Annotated in this window: 18 protein-coding genes and 1 tRNA gene; 18 read left to right on the forward strand and 1 reads right to left on the reverse strand. The window is 71.6% G+C overall.

The features are described from left to right. Window positions 1-18: 18 nt before the first annotated feature. The 15 genes from H7X46_RS07570 to mobF all read left to right on the forward strand — a co-directional run bounded on the left by H7X46_RS07570 (window position 19) and on the right by mobF (window position 16,159). A tRNA-Val gene (locus H7X46_RS07570) sits at window positions 19-90 on the forward strand. Between the two features lie 89 nt (window positions 91-179). Continuing rightward, entirely contained in the window at window positions 180-2,009 is a 1,830-nt protein-coding gene (locus tag H7X46_RS07575; protein WP_186358723.1) for a tyrosine-type recombinase/integrase, read from the forward strand. 50 nt (window positions 2,010-2,059) lie between these two features. Continuing rightward, on the forward strand, window positions 2,060-3,532 hold the full coding sequence (locus tag H7X46_RS07580; RefSeq protein ID WP_186358724.1) for a helix-turn-helix domain-containing protein: 1,473 nt from the start codon (window positions 2,060-2,062) through the stop codon (window positions 3,530-3,532). A gap of 15 nt (window positions 3,533-3,547) precedes the next feature. Further along, the gene (locus H7X46_RS07585) at window positions 3,548-4,657 is read left to right on the forward strand and encodes a transcriptional regulator (RefSeq protein ID WP_186358725.1); all 1,110 of its coding nucleotides are present in this window, start codon (window positions 3,548-3,550) and stop codon (window positions 4,655-4,657) included. A 69-nt stretch (window positions 4,658-4,726) separates the two neighbouring features. Next, window positions 4,727-5,008: a helix-turn-helix domain-containing protein gene (locus H7X46_RS07590; RefSeq protein WP_186358726.1), complete on the forward strand. Its 282-nt coding sequence runs from the start codon at window positions 4,727-4,729 to the stop codon at window positions 5,006-5,008. Continuing rightward, the gene (locus H7X46_RS07595; protein ID WP_186358727.1) at window positions 5,008-5,268 is read left to right on the forward strand and encodes a hypothetical protein; all 261 of its coding nucleotides are present in this window, start codon (window positions 5,008-5,010) and stop codon (window positions 5,266-5,268) included. Before H7X46_RS07590 ends, H7X46_RS07595 begins: the two co-directional genes overlap by 1 nt. Before the next feature lie 236 nt (window positions 5,269-5,504). Further along, a complete protein-coding gene (locus H7X46_RS07600; RefSeq protein ID WP_186358728.1) occupies window positions 5,505-5,861 on the forward strand; it encodes a hypothetical protein in 357 nt (118 codons plus the stop codon). After that, entirely contained in the window at window positions 5,858-6,244 is a 387-nt protein-coding gene (locus H7X46_RS07605; RefSeq protein ID WP_186358729.1) for a hypothetical protein, read from the forward strand. The genes H7X46_RS07600 and H7X46_RS07605 overlap by 4 nt, the downstream gene beginning before the upstream one ends. 119 nt (window positions 6,245-6,363) lie before the next feature. Beyond that, window positions 6,364-6,846, forward strand: a complete 483-nt coding sequence (locus H7X46_RS30550) for a WhiB family transcriptional regulator (RefSeq protein WP_186358730.1) — start codon at window positions 6,364-6,366, stop codon at window positions 6,844-6,846. Continuing rightward, window positions 6,846-7,358 (forward strand): hypothetical protein, encoded by a 513-nt coding sequence (locus tag H7X46_RS07615; protein ID WP_186358731.1) that lies wholly within the window; start codon window positions 6,846-6,848, stop codon window positions 7,356-7,358. Before H7X46_RS30550 ends, H7X46_RS07615 begins: the two co-directional genes overlap by 1 nt. A gap of 20 nt (window positions 7,359-7,378) precedes the next feature. Continuing rightward, window positions 7,379-9,217 carry a type IV secretory system conjugative DNA transfer family protein gene (locus tag H7X46_RS30360; protein WP_186358732.1) on the forward strand — a complete coding sequence of 613 codons (1,839 nt, stop codon included), beginning with the start codon at window positions 7,379-7,381 and terminating at the stop codon, window positions 9,215-9,217. After that, the gene (locus H7X46_RS07625) at window positions 9,214-9,897 is read left to right on the forward strand and encodes a hypothetical protein (RefSeq protein ID WP_186358733.1); all 684 of its coding nucleotides are present in this window, start codon (window positions 9,214-9,216) and stop codon (window positions 9,895-9,897) included. Before H7X46_RS30360 ends, H7X46_RS07625 begins: the two co-directional genes overlap by 4 nt. After that, window positions 9,894-10,580, forward strand: a complete 687-nt coding sequence (locus H7X46_RS07630; protein ID WP_370588651.1) for a hypothetical protein — start codon at window positions 9,894-9,896, stop codon at window positions 10,578-10,580. The genes H7X46_RS07625 and H7X46_RS07630 overlap by 4 nt, the downstream gene beginning before the upstream one ends. Then, window positions 10,577-11,530 (forward strand): hypothetical protein, encoded by a 954-nt coding sequence (locus tag H7X46_RS07635; protein WP_186358734.1) that lies wholly within the window; start codon window positions 10,577-10,579, stop codon window positions 11,528-11,530. The genes H7X46_RS07630 and H7X46_RS07635 overlap by 4 nt, the downstream gene beginning before the upstream one ends. 222 nt (window positions 11,531-11,752) lie before the next feature. Continuing rightward, window positions 11,753-16,159 carry a MobF family relaxase gene (gene mobF, locus H7X46_RS07640; protein ID WP_186358735.1) on the forward strand — a complete coding sequence of 1,469 codons (4,407 nt, stop codon included), beginning with the start codon at window positions 11,753-11,755 and terminating at the stop codon, window positions 16,157-16,159. A 9-nt stretch (window positions 16,160-16,168) separates the two neighbouring features. Here mobF and H7X46_RS07645 read toward each other — a convergent pair whose 3' ends face one another. Continuing rightward, window positions 16,169-16,591 (reverse strand): hypothetical protein, encoded by a 423-nt coding sequence (locus H7X46_RS07645; protein ID WP_186358736.1) that lies wholly within the window; start codon window positions 16,589-16,591, stop codon window positions 16,169-16,171. 1,335 nt (window positions 16,592-17,926) lie between these two features. On the opposite strand from H7X46_RS07645, the gene H7X46_RS07650 reads away from it, so the two are divergent. The 3 genes from H7X46_RS07650 to H7X46_RS07660 all read left to right on the forward strand — a co-directional run bounded on the left by H7X46_RS07650 (window position 17,927) and on the right by H7X46_RS07660 (window position 20,064). Further along, window positions 17,927-18,511, forward strand: a complete 585-nt coding sequence (locus H7X46_RS07650) for a sigma-70 family RNA polymerase sigma factor (protein WP_304633389.1) — start codon at window positions 17,927-17,929, stop codon at window positions 18,509-18,511. After that, window positions 18,508-19,455: an anti-sigma factor gene (locus tag H7X46_RS07655; RefSeq protein ID WP_186358737.1), complete on the forward strand. Its 948-nt coding sequence runs from the start codon at window positions 18,508-18,510 to the stop codon at window positions 19,453-19,455. The genes H7X46_RS07650 and H7X46_RS07655 overlap by 4 nt, the downstream gene beginning before the upstream one ends. Window positions 19,456-19,734: 279 nt before the next feature. Beyond that, entirely contained in the window at window positions 19,735-20,064 is a 330-nt protein-coding gene (locus H7X46_RS07660) for a HigA family addiction module antitoxin (protein WP_186358738.1), read from the forward strand. Window positions 20,065-20,197 lie beyond the last annotated feature (133 nt).

Raw genomic sequence — 20,197 nt, forward strand, 5'->3', positions numbered from 1 at the left:
CTCGCGGTGCGGGGCGTCGGGCGCGTAGCTCAGCGGGAGAGCACTCGGTTTACACCCGAGCGGTCGCAGGTTCGAACCCTGCCGCGCCCACCCCTCTGGCCAGCAGGTTTGTGTCATTTGTGATCGTTGATCTACGCGCGTGACACATCTCGTGACACGGAGGCCCGTATCATCGGTCCATGCCACGGGCGAAGGCCGGTCGCCGAAGGCAGCGGGGAACGATCGATGAGCTGCCCAGCGGAGCGCTGCGTGTCCGCGTTCACGGCGGGCAGGACCCGGTATCGGGGAAGCGCAACACGCTTGTCGAGATCGTCGAGCCCGGGCCGCGACAGGAGGCCCGGGCCGAGGCCGCCCGGACGCGACTCCTCAACTCCGTCGATGAGCAGCGCAGTCCGCGCACCAGCGCGACATTGGACCAGTTGCTCGACCGCTACTTAGATACGGTTGACGTCGGCGCGACCACCCTCCGGGCCTACACCCGGTACCTGCAGCTGCACGTCCGCCCGTTCTTGGGGAAGACGAAAGCTGGCGCCGTTGGCGCCGAGGCTCTCGACTCGCTCTACGCCGAGCTGCGCCGCTGCCGGGATCACTGCGACCGCTCTGGTCGGGGCATCGACCACCGGACGCCGCGCGAGCACGCGTGCGACGACCGGTGCCGTCCGCACCGGTGCCGGCCGCTCGCTCCCGCGACGATCCGGCACATCCACTTCGTGCTCAACGGAGCGTTCTCGCGCGGCGTGCGGTGGCGGTGGGTGTCCGTCAACCCGGTTGAGTTCGTGTCGCCGCCGGCGAAGCCGCTTCCAGACCCGCAGCCACCGTCTGCAGAGGAGGCCGCTCGGATCCTGAACGAGGCGTGGCGGGATCCGGATTGGGGTGCGCTGGTCTGGCTGTTCATGACCACCGGCGCCCGGCGCGGTGAGCTGTGCGCGCTGCGCTGGTCGAACGTCGCCCTCGAGTCGGGGACGTTGACGATCCGGCGGGCGATCGCCCAGGACGGGCGGACACTGCAGGACAAGGACACCAAGACTCACCAGCAGCGGCGCCTCGCGCTCGACGCGGAGACGATCGAGGTGCTGCGCGACCACCGGGTGCGGTGCGTGGAACGTGCAGGAGCGATCGGGGTGGAACTGCGGCCGGAGGCGTTCGTGTTCTCGCTAGCGCCGGACGGGACGACGAGTCTGGTGCCGGGATCGGTGACACAGCGGTATTCGCGGCTGGCGGCCCGGCTTGGGCTCGACACCCACCTACACAACCTGCGGCATTACTCGGCGACGGAACTGATCGCGGCCGGCGTGGACGTGCGAACAGTGGCCGGCCGGCTCGGACACTCTGGAGGAGGTGTGACGACGCTGCGGGTGTATGCGGCATGGGTGTCGGAGGCGGACCAGCGAGCGGCCGACGGGCTCGGCAAACGGATGCCGCGTCTCCCGGCGCGCGGCGAGTCCGATGCGGAGCGTGTACGGCGTGATCCGCGAACGGCCCGGGACCGCTTGGCCGTCGAACTGCTCCAACTCATCGAGGCCGGAGCGGTGCCTGCCGGTGGGCACCTACCGAGTATCAAGAGACTGGCCGCAGAGAAGGGCCTGGCGCCCAGCACTGTGCATCGAGCGTTCGAGCTGCTCCGGGAGTGGGGTGTCCTCGGCGGCGAGCCGGGACAGCGTCCGCACGTGGTGAGCAGCAAGTCAGTCGACAACGAGCAGGCCGAGGGCGTCGAGAAGCCTCCTCCCGTGGACGAGCAGTCGACCGATGATCACACTCGGCGAGTCCCGAGCACGGACATCGCGCAGTACTGGACCGTCACGTTGAGAGGCCCGGACGGCCACCGATACCCGGCGAGAGTGGTCTCGGGTCGGCTCGACGATCCGGAGGCGTTTCGCCGGCATCTCATCGGCATCGCACGCGTCGAGGACCAAGACAACACCGATGACGGCGAACAGTGGATCGGCAGATACGAACTGGAAGTCCTGCCGGTCGTAGGGGACCGAGGCCCGGTGACCTTCCGATGGTAGGGACCGAATTGTCCCAAACGGGCTCGGGGGCAGCGATGTGTACCGCATGCTTGGCCGAGGAGGTGGTGGCGATGGCCGGATTCTCTGGTAACTGGTTGGCACGGCCGAGGACCGACCACGCCACCGACGACGCTGGCGGTGTCCTTCGAGCATGGCGCAAGCGCCACCGTTACACGCAGGAACACGTCGCCGAGCTGCTGGGTACCACGCAGCAGCACCTCTCTCAAATGGAGAAGGGCACGCGCGCGCTGTCCCTGGAGCAGCGGCGACAGCTGGTCGCTGAGCTGGGTATCGCACCGGAGGAGCTCGGGCTCTCGTCCGGGCAGAGCCGCTTCCTGGTCTCCAGCGAGGACGAAAGTCCTGAGATCGCGACGAGCCGGGCGCAGTGGCGGGCCGAGCGTTGCTGGCTCAACCGGAACCGTGCTGGGCTGGCTCGCCTCGCCGTCGACCTCTACTCGGCCGAGCACCGGATCCCGCGTGCACCGCTGATCGCTGCCCCTGACTGGGTCCCGCGCGAGCCCGTGCCGCTGCGTTCGGTCGCGCTGTCGCTCGACGAGACCGAGTCGCCCTGCGCCGTCGACGGCAGCGAGCCCGAGTCGGCCGGTGCGCGCCCGTTGCGGATCAGGGATGCCCGGTTCGAGTACTACACGTCGGCGATCAAACACCTGGACAGGCCGGCCTTGTTCGAGTCCCGCCCGAGTTACCGATTGCTCGGTGGGTCCCCGGCGAACGGGAACTTGTCGTTCGGCCTCGCGGCCTACTTCGACAAGCTTGACGTTTCAGAGGCACTCGGCCATGAGGTCGCCGCGGTGTGCATGGACGATTCGGCTGCTCTGGCGGCGCCGGGTCGGGCGCTGCGCGGTCGGCTCCCGTTCCGGGACCTGATTGGCGACCCGTTCGACCCGTTCCGCCGGGCCATCATTCCAGCCATCACCACGCTGACGATCCGGCTCCATCGCTATCCGGTCGAGCCGTCGTTTCTGCTGCATTGGCGCGACCCGTCGCGGGTCGCGACGGCCGGCGGCCTCTACGACGTCGTACCGGCCGGTGAGTTCCAGCCCTCCAGCGTCGCACTGTGGGACCGTCGCAACGACTTCGATCTGTGGCGCAACATCGTGCGCGAGTATTCCGAGGAGCTGCTGGGCACGCCTGAGCACGACGGTACCCGTAGCAAGGCGATCGACTACGACAGCTGGTCGCTATACCGTACGTTCGAGCAGTGCCTCGCCGCCGGAACGGCCAGCGCCCACGTGCTGGGGGTAGGCCTCGACGCCCTGACGCTCGCGGCAACGATCCTGACCGTCGTCGTGCTCGACGACGACGCGTTCAGGCAGGCGTTTGAGTCAGTCGTCCGGTACAACGAGGAGGGCGAGATCGTTGGCGTTGGTCAGGACGTCGCCGAGGGCGTTCCCTTCACCGCGGAGAGCATCGAGCGGATGCTGTCCGAGGAGCCATTGGCTTCACCCGGTGCGGCGTGCCTCTCGCTGGCTTGGCAGCATCGGGAGGTCCTGCTCGGCCTGTGACGGAAGGAGCTGCTGGTGCCCGGTGTCTACGAGCGACCCGACGTTCTCACCGACGCCGACCGGGAGTGGCTCCGAGTCCGGCACTATCTGCGCGACAACCGTTACAAGCTAGCAGTCCAGGCCTCGCGTGAGCTGTACCCGGAGGTGCCGCGGGTCGCCGACACCCCGCTGCTCGCCGACCGGTCATGGCTTCCGTCGACCCCGATCCTGCTGGAGTCGATTGAGCTGGTACTCGACACTAATGCGGCGCCTGAGACGCCACCGACGCCCGAGCCAAGGTACTCGGACCTGATCAGGCGGCTTGCTCCGCCTGCAATATTCGAAAATCGTCCAACATATCGTCTACTTTCCGTGCGACTCGATGTGGAACAGCCGTCGATGACCTTCGGACTCGGCCATTATTTCGATGCGGTCGATACTGGCGAATCTGTTGCGCACGAATTCGCTGCGATCCAGCTCGGCGTGGAAGATCAGGTGGTCCAGCGATCCATGATCGGCAACCCCGTCGATCCTAGCCGCCGTCCTACGAACGTCGCGATCAGTGCCCTCACAGTTCGGCACGACGCAGAGACTGGAGACGCGCGGTTCCTTGTGCATTGGCGCGACCCAGCCAAGGTGGGGCACGCTGGTGGTCTGTTCCAGGTGCTCCCAGTCGGGGTCTTTCAGCCGGCTACGGACCACCCTGACAGCGTCCACAATGACTTCTCCTTGTGGCGGTGCCTGCAGCGTGAGTATGCCGAAGAACTGCTCGGTGAGGAGGAGCCCCCGGCTGGCGCCGGACCGATCGACTACCCGGCATGGCCGGTGGCTGTATCTCTCGACTACGAGCGGAGGCAGGGTGCCGTCCGGACATACTGCCTCGGTATGGGAGTCGACCCGCTGACATTGGCGACCGACCTCCTGGCCGTCACGGTCATCGACGCGCGTGTGTTCGACCGCCTGTTCGCGAGCCTGGTTAGCGGCAATAGCGAGGGCGAGCTGACCTCGTCCGGTGACGGGCAGATCGGTCATCCGCTCACAGCCGCGGAGGTCGAGCGGCTTGCCTACGACGAGCCCATGCAGGCCGCAGGAGCGGCGCTCCTGGCACTCGCGTGGGAGCATCGGGAGACGCTGCTTCCAGCATAGGCACAACGGCGCGTCGTACAACACACCGTTGTTCGATCACATCTGCCTCGGCCGGTCACTCTTACCGGCATGGCTCACACCACAAATCGACCTCTGACTCAGGTAGCGGTTCCAGTTCCGGAGTCCGCGCCCCGCTTCTACAGCGTCGCCCAAGCCGCCCAGATGTTGGGCATGTCAGCGATGACGCTCTACCGCGCCATCAATTCGGGCGGCTTCCCCGCCGTCCGCATCCGCGGGCGACTGATCGTGCCTGCCAAGGCCATTGAGGTGCTTGCTGATCTCGCCGTAGCCGAACAGACCGTCGTCGACGCCGCTGACTGGGTGCCGGTGCCGCGCCGGAGCGCCGAGTGATGGGCAGTGTCGGAGTCCTGCTCCTGGTCACGGTGGTCGGTGCGGTGGTCTGTGCGAAGGCGCACTCGGCCGGTGGTGCGGTCGTGTTTTCACTGTTCGCCCTCGTGCTGTTGTTGGCGACGCCGGTCGGGGCCGGTCTGCCGGGGGCGGTGTCGACGTTCGTGTCGGCGTTCGACCGGGCTGCGACACCGGCGTTGAACCGCACTGAGCCCGTCGAGGACGCGCCGGTGGTGGCCGAGTCGCCGGGTGGTGACCGGTGAGCGCGGCCGCCGTCGGCGAGCCGGAGGAGTCTGCCCTCAAGGCCGGGCGGGCCGGGGACCTGGGTGGTCCTGCCTTCGGCAGGGCGGTGGGCCGGTCGGCCCGAGTTGGGCACGGCCTTTCTCCCCGTCAAGGGCACTGCGCTGGCGCTTCGTGTCGCTGCGCGACCGACTTGCGGCCGGCCCTGGACGGCGAGGCTCGGAGGCCGTGCGCGCCTGGGGGCGCGGTGGTGGGGCAGGTGCCGCCACCGGAGGGCCGGGCCGACCGGCCCGCGACCGTCGAGCTGGAGACCAGCATGCACACCACCGCCAGGCGCCACGACCGCACCGCGGTCGGGTGCGAGCTCGCCGACGATCTGGTCGATCTCGCAGACCTGGTGTGTCCGGGTTGTTGGGGTCCGGTAGTCGATGTCCCGCCGGTAGGGTGGCCGGTCCGGGCGGGTCGGGTGCCGGGGTTCTCGCATCCGGACGGGTCGGTGTTGTGTCCGGATGAGCAGGGCCGTGCCGGGGAGCCGATCGAGGCCGGCGGTCTGTGTTACGGGCTGACCGAGGCCGGGGCGGTCGTGTCGGTGGACGAGGCCCGGTGGTCGTGGTGAGCGGCCAGTCGCCGCGCGAATGGGCGGTCCCGGAGCGGGTCGTGCGGCCCGAGGAGATCGATTCGCGGTTGCTGGGTCCGATCGGGCGCACCGGCTTGCTGCAGATCATGGTTGACCACGACCCGCCGACGGTGGGTCGGTGCCCGGGTTGTGGGTGGGCGGTGGTGCGGCGGCGGGAGTGTCCGTCCCGGGTGATCGCGCGGGCGTTGCTGGAGAACACCCCGCTCCCGGCCCGGTTGGCGCATTTGGCCGCCGTTGTTCCTGGCGCCCGGGTCGGCCGGGATCAGGCTATGGACCGGGAGGCGCGGCGGGAGGCCGAGGACGCGTTGCCGGGGCTGTTCGCGGCACCGGCCCGGCGGCCCGAGCCGAGGAGAACCCAGTGACCAGCACCCACGGCGTAACCAGCAGGAACATCACGAAGGTGGGCCGGCCCGGCCACGGGATCTTGGCAGAACACGACCGCCGGGCCGTTCTCACCGCACCTCAGCAGGAAGTAGGCGAGATGCACAGCCTAGGACGACGCCCTGAGACGGGCAGAGACCGGGATTGGAGATCCCGGGCGGCCTGTGCGGGCACGAACCCCGAGACGTTCTTCCCGACTGCCCCGTCCGGGGCGGCGTTGGCGCGGGTGGAGGCGGCGGCGAAGCGGGTCTGTGCCGGGTGCCCGGTGCAGGCCGAGTGTCGAGTGTGGGCGCTCGAGGCGCTGCCGTTCGGGGTGGCCGGAGGGTTGAGCGAGTCCGAGCGGGCCGCCCTGCGCCGCAGGGCGACCCGATCCGGCCGTCGAGTGCCGAGGTCGAGATCGGGATCGGGGCGGGGTGGGTGGGCGAACGCGTCCCCGTTCCGGTCGGCCGGCTACGCGGCCCTGGCCGCGGGCCGGGACCGGGCCCGGATCGCGCGTGAGTGTGGGGTGTCGCGGCGGACGGTGGAGCGCTGGGCCGCGGACCTGGCCGCGACCGGCGCGGCGACGGCCGGTGGGGGTGGGTGATGAGTGTGTTCGGAGAGCCGTCCGAGCAGCAGCGTCGGGTGTGGCGGGTCCGGGACCTGGTCCGGTCGTTGGCGGTGGAGTGGTTCGCCGCGACCGAGGTTCGCGAGCCGGTCGGGGACACGGCGATCACCCGCCCGGTGTTGGCCGATCCGCTTGCCGGGCTTCGGGCCGCGGTGTTGAGCCGGTGGGTCGCGGCCGGGCAGGTGCGTGACTACGCCCTGGATGCCCGTGGTGCGGGCCGGTCGTGGGCCGAGGTGGCCTCGGTGCTCGGGTTCGACGACCACGACGCCCCGGGGGTGGTGGCGTTCGAGCACGTCGCCGAGCGCGGTGGCCGCACCGGTCCGCGCTGGGACCGGGTGTGGTGGCGCTGTGCCAGTTGCGGGCAGCGGGTCGCCGATACCGGCCCCTACTCGTCGCACCCGAGCGAGGTGGAGACCGGGCACGCCGAGACCTGCGCAAGGCATGCAGCCGATGTCGCGGCGTGGGCCGAGCGGACCGGCTGGGGGCAGTGATGGGCATCCTGTTCAGCTCCATGAGCCTGGTACTTGCCCTGTTCGCCGGCGCCGCCCTGCTCGCGCTCGCCCGTGGGGCCCGGTCGCTGGCGGCTGGGCTGGGCGCGGTGGCGCTGCTGCCGGCCGCGACGATCGTGACCGCGTTGTCGTGGCCCGCGCTGGTCGCCGTCACCGCCCTGATGGTGGTGTTGGTGTGGCATCGGTGGTCGCGGTCCTCGGCGACGGTGTCGCGCTGGGCGGCACGCTCCCGTCGCAAGGTCGGGGTGGCCTCCGGCCTGGACATTGTCCGGCATGCCGGCACCCTGGCGGTGCGGCGCCGGGCGGTGACGGTGCGCCCGTCGCTGGCCGGGGTGTCCCGGTGGGAGCGGTGGCGGGCGGCGACCACCGAGGCCGCGGTCGAGCTCTGCCGCATGGGCCTTCTGCGGGTGTGGGCGTTGGTCGAGGACGTGGTGATCGTCGTCGGTGGCCCGCGCACCGGGAAGACCGGGTGGCTGGCCGGCCGGGTGCTTGATCATCCGGGGGCGGCGCTGGTCACCTCTACCCGCACCGACCTCCTCGAGCTGTGCGCGGCGCTGCGCCGCCAGGGGCGGGGGCCGGTGTTCGTGTTCAACCCGGCCGGCCTGGGCGACCGGGCGTCGACGATCACGTTCGACCCGCTGACCGGCTGCCACAACCCGGTCACCGCCACCGAGCGGGCCACCGACATGCTCGCCGCGGTCACCTCCGGCTCGGGTGGAGACCGGGAGTTCTGGGACGGCCAGGCCCGTCGGGTGCTGGCCGCGCTGCTGCACGCGGCCGCGCTCGGGGGCAAACCGATCGCCGACGTGCTCGGCTGGGTGGCCGACCCGGATGCGGCGGGTCGGGAGGTGCCGGCCCTGTTGCGGCGGTCCGGGGTGACCGCGTTCGAGCAGGACGCGATGCAGTTCCTGACCACCAACGAGCGCACCCGCTCCTCGACCACCTCCAGCGTCATGCCCGCCCTGGGCTGGTTGACCCATCCGGCGGCGGCTGCGGCGGCCGAGCCGGGCCGCGGCTTCGACGTCGGCCAGTTGTTGGAGGAGCGGGCGACGGTGTTCCTGCTCGGCGCCGAGGAGGCCCAGACCGCACCCCTGGTCTGCGCGCTGACCGGGCACATCGCCCGCCAGGCCCGCCGGCTCGCCGCTACCCGACCGGGCGGGCGGTTGGATCCGCCGCTGGGGTTGTTCCTCGACGAGGCCGCGTTGATCTCCCCGGTGCCGTTGGAGTCCTGGACCGCGGACATGGGCGGCCGTGGGGTGACGATCCTGTGCGCGTTCCAGTCCCGCGCCCAGATCCTGGCCCGGTGGGGCGAGCACAAGGCCGCCACGATTTTGAACAACACGGCCGCGGTGATGATTTTCGGTGGGACGCGAGACAAGGCGGATCTGGAGTTCTGGTCCACCCTGGCCGGCGACCGCGACGAACGGATCACCACCACCGACGACCACGGGAGGGTGGCGTCGCGGACGGTGCGGAAGGTGCCGGTGTTGGCGCCGGCGCAGATCGCGAACCTCCCCAGCGGGCGGGTGGTGGTGATCCGGCGCGGGATCGCCCCGGTGATCGGCCGGGCCCGGATGGCGTGGCGGCGCCGCGACGTCCGCCGCCACCAACACCAGACCGGTCGAGCAGACGTGCTGGCCGCGCGTACGGCGTGGTGGGCGCAGCTGCGGCTCTACCGGGACGAGGTACGCCAGCTGGTACTCGGTGTGCTGGCTAAGCGGTGGCCCGACCACTACGGCGAGCGTTATGAGCGGGTGCGGGATGCGAACGCGATATTCCGCGAGCTCGCACTCATCCACAACCAAGCCAGCCGCACGCTGGACGACGGGGGTGTGTCATGAGCCGCCGCCGTCCGCATGTCGACGCCGCCGAGGTTCGGGCGCTGGAGGAGCGGCTGCGCGCCCTGCTCGCCGCCCGCGGCTCGATACCGGAGGAGGTGATCGCGTCCTGGGAGGCCGACCGGGAGCAGTTGTTGGACCGGATCGGGGACCAGCTCCGCGAACAGCGCGCCCACGACATCGCCCGGGCACGGCTGCGCGCCGAGCTGGACAGCCCGCCCCGGCGGGAGGCCGCCGATGGCTGGGCCGCCGGTGGGCTCGAGGACACCCACCATGCCCACCTCGATGCCCTTGCCCGGGTGGACGAACCCGTCGGCGACGATGCCCTCGCGGGGCGGGTGGGGCCGGTGGTCGATGAGGCCGGGCGAGGGTTCGACCCGGCCGACACCTCTGAGCATGCCCTCAGGGCCGACTCCGATCCCAGTGCCGAGGTGGTCGAGCGCGGCGATCAGGAGCGGGTTCGCGATGGCGGGCCGGTGGAGCCGGTCGGTGGGATGTGGTTCACCCTCGATCAGGCTGCGCCGGGTGGGATGCGGCCGCTGTCGGAGGCCGAACTGCGTGCGCTCACCGACCGGGTTCGCGCCACCCAGGCCGAGGCCCTCGCTCAGGAACTCGACCCCGCGCCGCCGCGACCGCCCGACCGCGGCCATGAGGCGGCGGACGACGCGGGGTGGGACCGGTGACCGCCCCACCGTCTCTGCCGCCGCATCCCGAACCCGGATCGCCCGAGATGCTGCTCGCCGGCCTGGCCCGCGAGGTCGACGCGCTGCGGCGTCGCCTCGACGGGCTCGACCCGCTCCGTGGGCGGGTCGACGCGCTCGGACGGCTGGTGGCGCAGATGGCCGACACCCTGGCCACCCTCGCCGCCCGCCGCCGGCCGAGGCCGGCGCCGTCCTGGCTGCTCGCCCCCTCGGATACCGACGAGGTGCGGGGGTTGCTCGAGGAGTTGTGTGCGTGGCTTTCCGTGGTGTTTCTGCGGTATCCGGACGGGGCGCAGGTGTTGCCGGAGTGCTGGCTGTGGCACCCCGACGTCGTCGAAGAACTCGTGTGGTTGATGCACGCCTGGTGTGCGGCGTATCAGGGCCCGGACGCCTCGGTCGGGCGGGCCGCCGACTGGCACGATCGCCAGCGTCCCGGGGTGGTCGCTCGGCTGCGCAAGTCGGTGGGGTCGTGCTCGCCGGAACGCCACCAGGCCCGCCCCGGCTGGCAGGCCCCAACTGACGCAGCCCCGACCGTCCCCGGCATCGACGCGGACGCCGACGCGGTCGAGATGATCGTGGGGTGGTGGGCCGAGCGCCGCGACCAGCCGGCTCCCGAACCACCCCCGGCCGCGGCGCCGAGTGCCGGGTTCGGGGGTGTGCTGTGAGTGCCGGCGACAGTCCGTGGGGCAGCGACGCCCCCGACCCGGCGAGCATCGTCGCGCGGGGCCGGGTCGGGCGATGGGGGCGCACCGCGATCTGGGTGCCGGGGTTGGCGGTGGCGGTCGGGGCGGCGGTCGCGACCGCGCATGGCCTGTTCGAGGTCGCCGCCGCCGCGGGGGTCCCGACTGGGATCGCCTGGCTCTATCCGTTGATCACTGATGGGTTGGCGTTGGTCGCCTACGCCGCCACCGCCCGGCTTCGCGGCTCGGCGGCCGGTTACGCGTGGGCGGTCGTGATCGTCTCGGCCGGGTTGTCCGGGCTGGCCCAGGCCACCTACCTCACCTCCACCGCCGACACCGCCGCGGACACGCCCGCACCAATGGGCTCCGGATCGGGATTGGTGGCGAGCGCGGTCCTGCGGTTCGGGGTCGGGGCCTGGCCGGCGATCGCCGCCGCGATCGCCGCGCACCTGCTCTACCTCCTCACCGCCACCGACCACCCGCCGGGCGCTGGCTGCGTCGCGTCGAGTTCAACCGTCCCGGGTGTTCCGAGTTCAGCCCTGTCCGGTGTTCAGCGTTCGGCCACGGGTGTTCAACCCGGCTCGCCCGGTCCGGCGTCCGCACCGGACGCGGGACCGACTGAACACTCGCGGGCACCGCGGGCCGGCGGGCCTGAACAGCGCGGTCCGGAGCCGACTGATCGGCCCTCGTCGTCGGGCCGTCCGACGGCCCGCGAGCGGGCCCGGGACGCGGCCCGCGCCCACCACCGACGGCACCGAGCATGGCCGACCGTCTCCGAACTGCAGACCGCCGCCGGCGTCTCCCGCGGCACCGCCTCCACCGCCCTGCGCGAGGCCCGCGCCGTCACCACCACCGCGCCGACACCACTGCACCTGATCACCACCCGATCAGATACCCAACCCTCCACTGAGCCCGTCGAGAGCGACCGACCATGAGCACCCAGCCGACGAAGCAGCAGACGAAACCTAGCGAGGACAGCGCGACCGAGCACAACGCCAGAACTGACAGCGACTACCCCGAACAGCCGAACAAGAGCACAAGATCAAGGCGACCACACCTTGGCATCACGATCCGACGGTGTGGTCGGCCTCCGGCCGGCCCGTGGACACCGTCCACGTTGTTGATCTTCGGAGAGCTCGGCTCACGATCGTTTCGGGGTGGTCGGGGTGTTGAAGGTGGTCAATGGCTACAGCCCGGACTATCTGCTCCAGGAGGTCGCGGCCGGGCGGGAGAACTACTACACCGGCGCGGTCGCCGACGGGGAGCCGCCCGGCCGCTGGTGGGGTGCCGGAGCCGAGCAGCTCGGCCTGACCGGGCTGGTGGACGCCCAGGACATGCAGGCGCTCTACGAACGCTTTCTGGATCCGCGCGCCGAGGGGTTCAGGGATCCGTCCCGGTGGGACGAGGTGCCGACGTTGGGACATGCGGGCCGCCGGTATGTGTCCGAGGACGAGTTGTACGCGGCGGCGCTGGAACGGGAACCGGACGCGGCGGCTGAACGCCGCGCCGAACTCCGGACGGAGGCGGGGAAGGCGGCCCGGCACAATGTGGCGTTTCTGGATGCGACGTTCAGTGTGCAGAAGTCGGTGACGCTGCTGCACACCGCGTTCGAGGCCCGCGAGGTCACCGCCCGCAACGCCGGCGACGAACAGGCCGCGGCCGCGTGGGGCGAGTTCCGCACCGCGGTCGAGGATGCGATCTGGGCGGGCAACAACGCCGCCCTGGCCTATTTGCAGGACAAGGCGGGCTATTCGCGGGTGGGGCACCACGGCGGCGCGGCCGGGCGGTGGGTGGACGCACACGGCTGGGTGGTCGGGTCGTTTTTCCAGCATGATTCGCGGGATCGGGACCCGCAGCTGCACGTCCACAACACGATCTTGAACCGGGTGGAGTGCCCGGACGGTGTCTGGCGGACCCTGGACTCGCGGGCGGTGCATCGGTGGCGGCCGGGCGCGGCCGCGGTGGGGGAGCGCACCTGCGAGGAGCGGTTGACCGACACGCTCGGAGTGCTGCTGGCAACCCGCCCGGACGGCAAGGCCCGCGAGGTCGTCGGCATCTCCCCCGAAGCCATGTCACTGATCAGTACGCGTCGGCATGCGGTGACCGCGAAAGCTGCCGAGTTGGTGGCGGCGTTCGAAGCCCGCTACGGGCGGGCACCGAACGGCTACGAGCACGAACGGTTGACCCAGCAGGCCACCCTGGTCACACGGACGGCGAAGTCCCACGACGGAGAGTCCCGCGACGCCCTGTTGGCGCGGGTCGATGCCCGGTTGCGCGCCGACATCGACGGCGGCCTGGCCGGGATCGCCGACACCGTCCTCGCCGCCCGCCGCGAGCGAGTGGAGCCGATGGCGTTCCACCCGCAGGCGGTGATCGAACTCGCCCTCGAAGACGTCCGCCAGCGCAAGTCGGCCTGGACCCGGGCGGACCTGACCCGGGCGGTCAACGCCGCCCTGCCGGACTACCTCGGAATCTCCAGAGGCGATGAGGTGGCCGCGTTGTTGGATCAGCTCACCGACGCCGCGCTCGAGCACGCCGTCGCGATGGACACCGCTAAGCCCGGCACCGACCTGCTGCCCGAGGATTTGCGTCTGGCCAACGGCCAGTCCGCCTACCAGGCGCCCGGCGGAGCGCGGTATGCGACACCGGAGCAGGTCCACACCGAACGGTTCCTGCTCGCCGCCACCACGCCCCGCGACGGCACCGCCCTCACCCGACAGTCAGCGGAGCGGTTCCTGACCCAGCTGCGCGAGGAAGGCGTCGAGCTGGGGGTTGACCAGGCCGCTGCCGTGCGCGGGATCCTGACCTCCGGTGCCCGGGTCGAGACCCTGGTCGGCCCGGCCGGGACCGGGAAGTCGTTCGTCGTGGGTGCCCTGGCCCGCGCCTGGACCGACCCCACCCTGCGCGGCGACGGCAGCGATCCGGTCGCCGGCCCGCGGGCGGCGGGGCGGGTGTTCGGGGTGGCGACCAGCCAGATGGCCACCGAGGTCCTAGCCAGCGAGGGCCTGAACGCCCGCAACGTCGCGGCGTGGCTGGCCACCCAGGACCGCCTCCGCGCGGGCGCCGCCGGGCGGGCGGCGATGGCGCACGACGAGGGGTGGCGGCTACGCGCCGGGGACCTGCTGGTGGTCGACGAGTCCGCGATGACCGACACCGCCGCGCTCGCCGCGATCCACGCTCACGCCGAGGCGGCCGGCGCCAAGCTGCTGTTGGTCGGTGATCACCGCCAACTGGCCGCGGTCGGCGCGGGAGGGGCGATGGACCTGCTCGCCACCGCGGGCTCGCGCTACGAGCTCACCGACGCCCGCCGGTTCACCCAGGGGTGGGAGCGGGAGGCGAGCCTGCGGCTCCGCGCCGGCGACGAGACCGTGCTGCGCATCTACCACCAGCACGGCCGGATCCTCGATGCCGGCACCCGCGAGCACGCTGAAGCCTCCGCGGCGCGGGCGTGGTTGGCCGACACCCTCGACGGCTGCCGGTCGCTGCTGCTGGTTGACACCAACGCCGCGGCGGCGAGCCTGTCCGCGCAGCTGCGCGCCGAACTGGTCCGCCTCGGCCGGGTCAGCGAGGACGGGGTGTGGCTGGGTCGGCAAGGTGTCGTGGCCGGGGTCGGGGATCTGGTGCAGGCCCGCCGCAACGCCTGGCACCTGGCCGGGATCGAGGGCAACCGGCGGGGGCCGATCAACCGCGAAACCCTCCGGATCACTGCCGTGCGCGGCGACGGCGGCCTCGAGGTCAGCACCGACCCCACCGGCCACACCCCCGACGGTGGGGTGCGGCTGGTGCTGCCCGCCTCCTACGTCACCGAAGACCTCGCCCTGGGCTACGCCACCACAGTGCACGCCGCCCAGGGCACCACCGTGGACACCACCCACTCGGTGATCACCCCGACCACCGGGCCGGCCGCGTTGTATGTCGGCATGTCCCGCGGCCGCACCGCGAACACCGCGCACGTCACCACCCGCACCGCCCCCGACGACCCCGCCGACGGCAGCCCGCAACGGCACGAGCTTCACCGCGACCCGGTCGCCGTCCTGGCCTCGATCCTCGACACCTCCGAGCTGGTGCTGCCCCGGTCCGCCGTGGCGGTCGCGACCGAATCCGCGCACGCGGCTGTCAGCGTCCGCACGGCCGCGGAGCTGTTCGCCGACGCCGCCCAGCTCGCTGCGACCGAACGCACCCACGATCACCTCGACCGGCTCGTCGCCGACGGCGCCCTCACCAGTGACCAGCGGGCCCGGATCGCGGCCGAGGACGGCGCCGCCTCGCTGACCCGAGTACTACGGCGGGCCGAGTTGGCAGGCCTGAACCCGCAGGATGTGCTGTCGGAGGCGGTCGGCCGGGGTCCGTTGACCGGGGCGCGGAACCTGACCAACGTGCTCTACTCCCGGATCTGGGACGCCCATCGCTTCGACCCCGTGGGGGAGACCTGGGCCGAGTGGGTGCCGCGCACCGACAACTCCGAGTGGAACGACTACCTGGGCGCGCTGGCCCGCGCCGCCGACGAACGGGTTGCCGTGTTGGGCCGGCAGGCCGCGGCCGACACCCCTGCGTGGGCCACGGCCACACTGGGTGACTGCCCGCACGATGCTGTCGAGCGCGACGACTGGTGTGCGGCCGTCGGCCGGGTGGCCGCCTACCGCGAGCTGCGCGGCCACGACGACCCCGACGACGCCCTCGGCACGGCGCCGAAGCCGGGCCAGGTCGAGGAGTTCGCCGCCTACCGCGCCGCCTGGCGGGCGCTCGGGCGCCCGGAAATCAACCGCGAACACCTGGAACTGTCCAACGGACAGCTCCGGATGCGCGTCCGCGCCTACGAACGCGAACTCGCCGCCGCCCCGCGCTATGCCGCCAACGAACTCGCCGGCACCCGCCAAGCCGCCGCCGCCCAGCAACACACCGCCGCCCTGCGCCGCGCCGAAGCCGCCACCACCACCGACCCCACCGAACGGAACCGCATCACGGCCGAAGCCGGCCAGGCCGCCGCGCTCGCCGCGGTGCTCAACGCCCGCGCCGAGCAGCTCCAACAGATCGACGACGCCCGCGCCAGCTGGCTCGCCCACACCGCCCAAACCCGCATCCAGGCCGAACTGTCCAAGGCCGAACTCTCCGCCCGCGACGCCGACGACGACCCCGACCAACGCGTCACCGCAGCCGAATGGAAAGCCGCGCACAACGCGTCAATCGCCGCCGACGAGCAGCACCGCGAGATCACCGAGGACGACGTCACCGACCACGAGGACAAGGTTCCCGACGACGCACTGGCGTTGCCGGATCCGACCGCGGACACAGGGTGGGAGGACCTACGCGAGCACGTCGAACGCGAACCGCGCCCCGGCCGTGAGGACATCGTGCGCGTCCCCGACGCGGTCGAGACGACCGACCACCTCGACCACGCCGGCCGGGTCCTCGACGAGATCCGCTACCGCGACTCCGCCGACGACCTCGACCGCGCCGGCGAACTCGCCCGCTGGCACACCGACGACCAAGCCGCCGGCCGCGCGGACGACAGAACGGGCGAGGACGCGCCGGTCGACGAGTACAGCGGTCCGGGCGGGCGGTGACGGACGCGATCAGGTGGCCGCCGGGCGCTGGTCGAACGGCACCAGCGGCGCCGGCCCCTCGCCCCGCCAGGCCCACCACAGCGTCGCCCGAATCCCTTCGACCCAGCCCGGACGCTCCACCACCAGACCGGGCTGCCGCTGCCCAAGCAGCTCCGCGGCCTGAAACTCCGCCTCGATCAACTCCTCGTACGCCGTGGCACGCGTTCGCGTCACCGGTGCCGCAGCAGGCTGGGACTGGCCCCACGACGCGCGGTGTGTGGCACCGGCCAGCCACCGACACGTCTTGACGACCCCCGCGGCGTACCAGTCCAACAGCCCACGTTCGCCCTGCTCGCGGTTGCGCGCCTCCGCTGCCTCCCACATCCTGGCGAACTCGGCGCGCGGCACTCGCAGATTTCCCAATGGGATCTGCGCGACCTGCTCAGCGGTCACCGCCATAACAGAAGAATGACAGCACACACCGACGATCGACGATAACCGGCGCCTGCCCGATGCCTCGAGATGGGCTGCCCGTCGCCGGTGATCTACGTCGCCGTGGCCACCGTCGATGGCTGCACGCGGCGGTAGGCGAGAGAGGTGAACCGTTCGGTGCCGTGGGTGTTCGCGTGGTGTCGGACGGATGGTCACGGGCTTCGCAGCACGGCCGATGTGGAACCGACTCCAGCGAGTGTTTGAGACGGGGGGCGACTGTCTGTTCTTGATCTCCGTAGGGGCCAAATCCGGTGGATCGGGCTGGTTATTGACGCGGCCCTGCCTCAGCACGCCGTGGTGGGGCCCGGTAGGGGCGGGGGCTCGGTGTCGGGCGCCGGTTCATCGCCGCGGACCCCACCGCGGCGTGCTGACGATCGGGCGTCTCCACGAGCTCCGACTCCCCGGGCAGGCACCCACCGTCCCGAGCCGTTCACCGGGACGCTGTCCGTGCACGACGCCGTCGGGTACGGGGCCAGCCCCAGCCTGCCGCTGTCGGCGGTGGTCGCGATGCTGCTGAACCTTCACCTGAGCGCCCTTGCCGTCGGTTGGAAGTGCACGGACGGCGTGCCGCCGTTCCCGTAGCACCTGCAACGAACCACCCGGGTCCTGGTTACCCCGTCCCGCCGCGGCCAGCACGAACACGGGCCGGAACCCGCCGGAGGATCGTCAAATTCGGCGTTGACGAGCCCGTGTGACGACGCGCATAGTCGTTGCGTCACGCCATGCCCATTGCGTGATGCGCAACTAGCGAAGCAGAATGACCCGGCGCCCTGGGCCCGAACAGGGGCGTCGGTGAACCCGTTCCTTTGCAAGGCGGGGTTCGATTCCCTGTTTCCACGGTTTGACCAGCGAGAACGTAGGTTGCTCTGCGGCGTCGTCGGGGACGGAGGAGCCGACCGGCGTGTCCGGAGCTTGGGCTGCCACATCGGTCTGCATGACCGCGAAGCATGGCGCGTAGCGCGTAGACGATCTTGAGGTGTTCGCCCCCCGTCGAGGGTAGTGAACGCACCGTCTTGACGGCGTGATCGTGGTAGTTGAGGCCGATCGCGATGATCTCCATGGTCGATCGTGAGTGTCGTCGGGGCTGTACGGTGCCGATGGCTGCCGCGCGGGTGGTCGAGTGGTGCGGGACGCTGGTGTGAACCGGATGCCGCCTCGCGGCGAAGACTGTGTGTGAGGAGCCTCGTGGTGGTGGGTGCCGACGCCCCGGGTGGGCGCGACCGCCGGGGAGCGCCCCCCGGAAGGTCCACTGCGGCCCGGACGTCGGATGGGCCCGGTGAGCCGGCCGATGCGGAGTTGGTCGAGGGCGTGGCTGGAGGTTCGGCGTCGGCGCTGGCGGCGTTGTATGACCGGTGGGGGGTGCGGGCGTACTCGCTGGCGCGGCGGGTGTGCGCCGATGAGGGGCTGGCTGAGGATGTGGTGCAGGAGGCGTTCGTGACGGTGTGGCGCGATCCTGGCCGGTTCGATGCGGCGCGTGGCGATTTCGGGGCGTGGCTGCTGACCCTGGTGCATCACAAGGCGGTGGATGTGGTGCGCCGACAGAGCGCGGCCCGGCGCCGCGAGGAGCGGACCGAAGGCGACCCGGCGCTCGGGTCGTCGGCGGGTCCGGGCGCGGATCTGGCTGCGCTCGACGCTGTCGCGGCGGGTCAGGTGCGGGATGCGCTGGCCCGGCTGTCCGGGCCGCAGCGTCAGGCGTTGGCGTTGATGTATTACGGCGGCTACACCCAGCGGCAGGTGGCGGCGATGACCGGGGTGGCGGTGGGGACCGTGAAGTCGCGGGTCTTCAGCGGTCTGCACCGGCTGCGGGACCTGCTCGGGTCGTCGCTCGATGACCGGGCCGACGACGCGATGTCAGATGATGATGTGCGGGGGTCGTGGTGAGCGGCGAGGAGCGGTGCCGACGCAGCGAGGACGCCGTGGCGTTGGCGTTGCACGCCCTGGAGCCGGACGAGGAGAGGGTGCTGCGGGAGCACGTGTCGGGGTGTCGATCGTGTCGCGCCGCGGTCGCCGAGGCCGAGCTCGTGGCGGGCGCGCTGGGTGAGGGCGTGGAGCAGGTCGATCCGCCGCCGCGGCTGCGGGAAAGCATCCTCGCCGAGGCGGCCCGGACCCCGCAGATCGGCGTGGGTAACGCCGCAGCGGAGGAAACCGAACGCTCCGACCTCGCCGGTGAGCGACGTCGTCGGCCAGATCCCTACCCGCCCCGAACCGCCGGCGTTGGGGCTGGCGCGGGGACTCGGACCGATGGTCGTGGCCGACGGCGGCCCGGCGCGCGCGATACGCGGGGTCAGCGCGGGCCGGCGGGCCCCGCGCGCGGCACGAGCCGACCGGGTGGTCGCCGGCTCGTTGTCGCCACGCTCGCGCTGGTGGCGGTGCTGGTCGTGGCCGGTGTGGGTGGGCTTGCGGCGTACACGGTGCAGCTGCAGCAGCAGCGCGACGCGCAGATCGCGCGCACCCAGGCCTTGGCCGAGGTGCTCACCCGGTTGGATCGCCCGGGCACGAGTCACACCACGCTGAGCACCAGCGAGGGCCGGCCGGTCGGTGCGGTGGTGGCCGACGCGTCCGGGCGGCTGGTGGTGACCGCAGGGCTTGCGGCGAACGATCGCGACACCAGCATCTACGTGCTGTGGGGAGTCAGCCCGGACGCCGCGCCGCAGCCGATCGGGACCTTCGACATCGGCTCCGACGCGGCCGGCCCGGGCGTGCAGCAGCTCGACCCGGGCGAGCCGGGGCGGCCGTTCCTCGGGTATGCGATCTCGCTCGAGCCCGGCCGCGTCGCACCCGCCTCGCCCACGACGGTGGTGGCCAGTGGCCAGACGCAGACCTGAGACTCGAGTGCGCCATCGCGACGCCCACCTTGTCGCCCACACGACCCGGCGTGTAGCGGAGCGGCTCGGTGCGGTCGGTGGTCTCGCCGCCGGGTTCGGAACATCGCCCCGGCGAGGCGTCCGGCACGCGCTCCGGGAACCGTGTGAATCAGGGCCCAGGGGTCACGCTGCGTCACCGAACGGTCGCGGTCTCCGTGCTGGTCAGGCAGCATGTTCGTCTGAGAACGACCGCGAGGAGTTCGAGCGCATCCTCGCCGAGGTCGTCGAGCGTCACCCCGGGTGCTGGAGGCGCTCGCCGAGTACGGCCGCAGCGGCGAACGTGTGCCGGTGGCGGGACTCAAGCGGCGAACAGAGGAGAGGGCGGGCAACGAGATGAAGCAGAGTGACGCCGTGACGCCGGGCGAGATCCTGGACCTGGAGTTCCTGACCCCTATGGGGCTCACTCCTGAGCTACTGGCTGAGCGGGCCGGGATGAGTCCGTCGCGCGTCCGCCACATCATCGATGGGACACACGTCATCACCGCCGGCGATGCAAACCGCCTGTCCGCGGCGCTCGGAACCTCGGACCGATTCTGGCTGAACCTGCAGGAGGCCGCCGAGGACCGCTAGGTCGGGCCCCGCCCCACGCCGCCGTGGGCCAGACCCAGGGCCATCGCCCGCCCAGCCCCGTGCCGCCTCGGTCACCAGGGCGGCCGAGCCGTCCGACGAGCCGGGACAGGTCGAGCGCGGGTGTCCGTCCGCG

Origin of the sequence: Pseudonocardia sp. C8 (genome assembly GCF_014267175.1) — a bacterium.
GTDB lineage: Bacteria > Actinomycetota > Actinomycetes > Mycobacteriales > Pseudonocardiaceae > Pseudonocardia.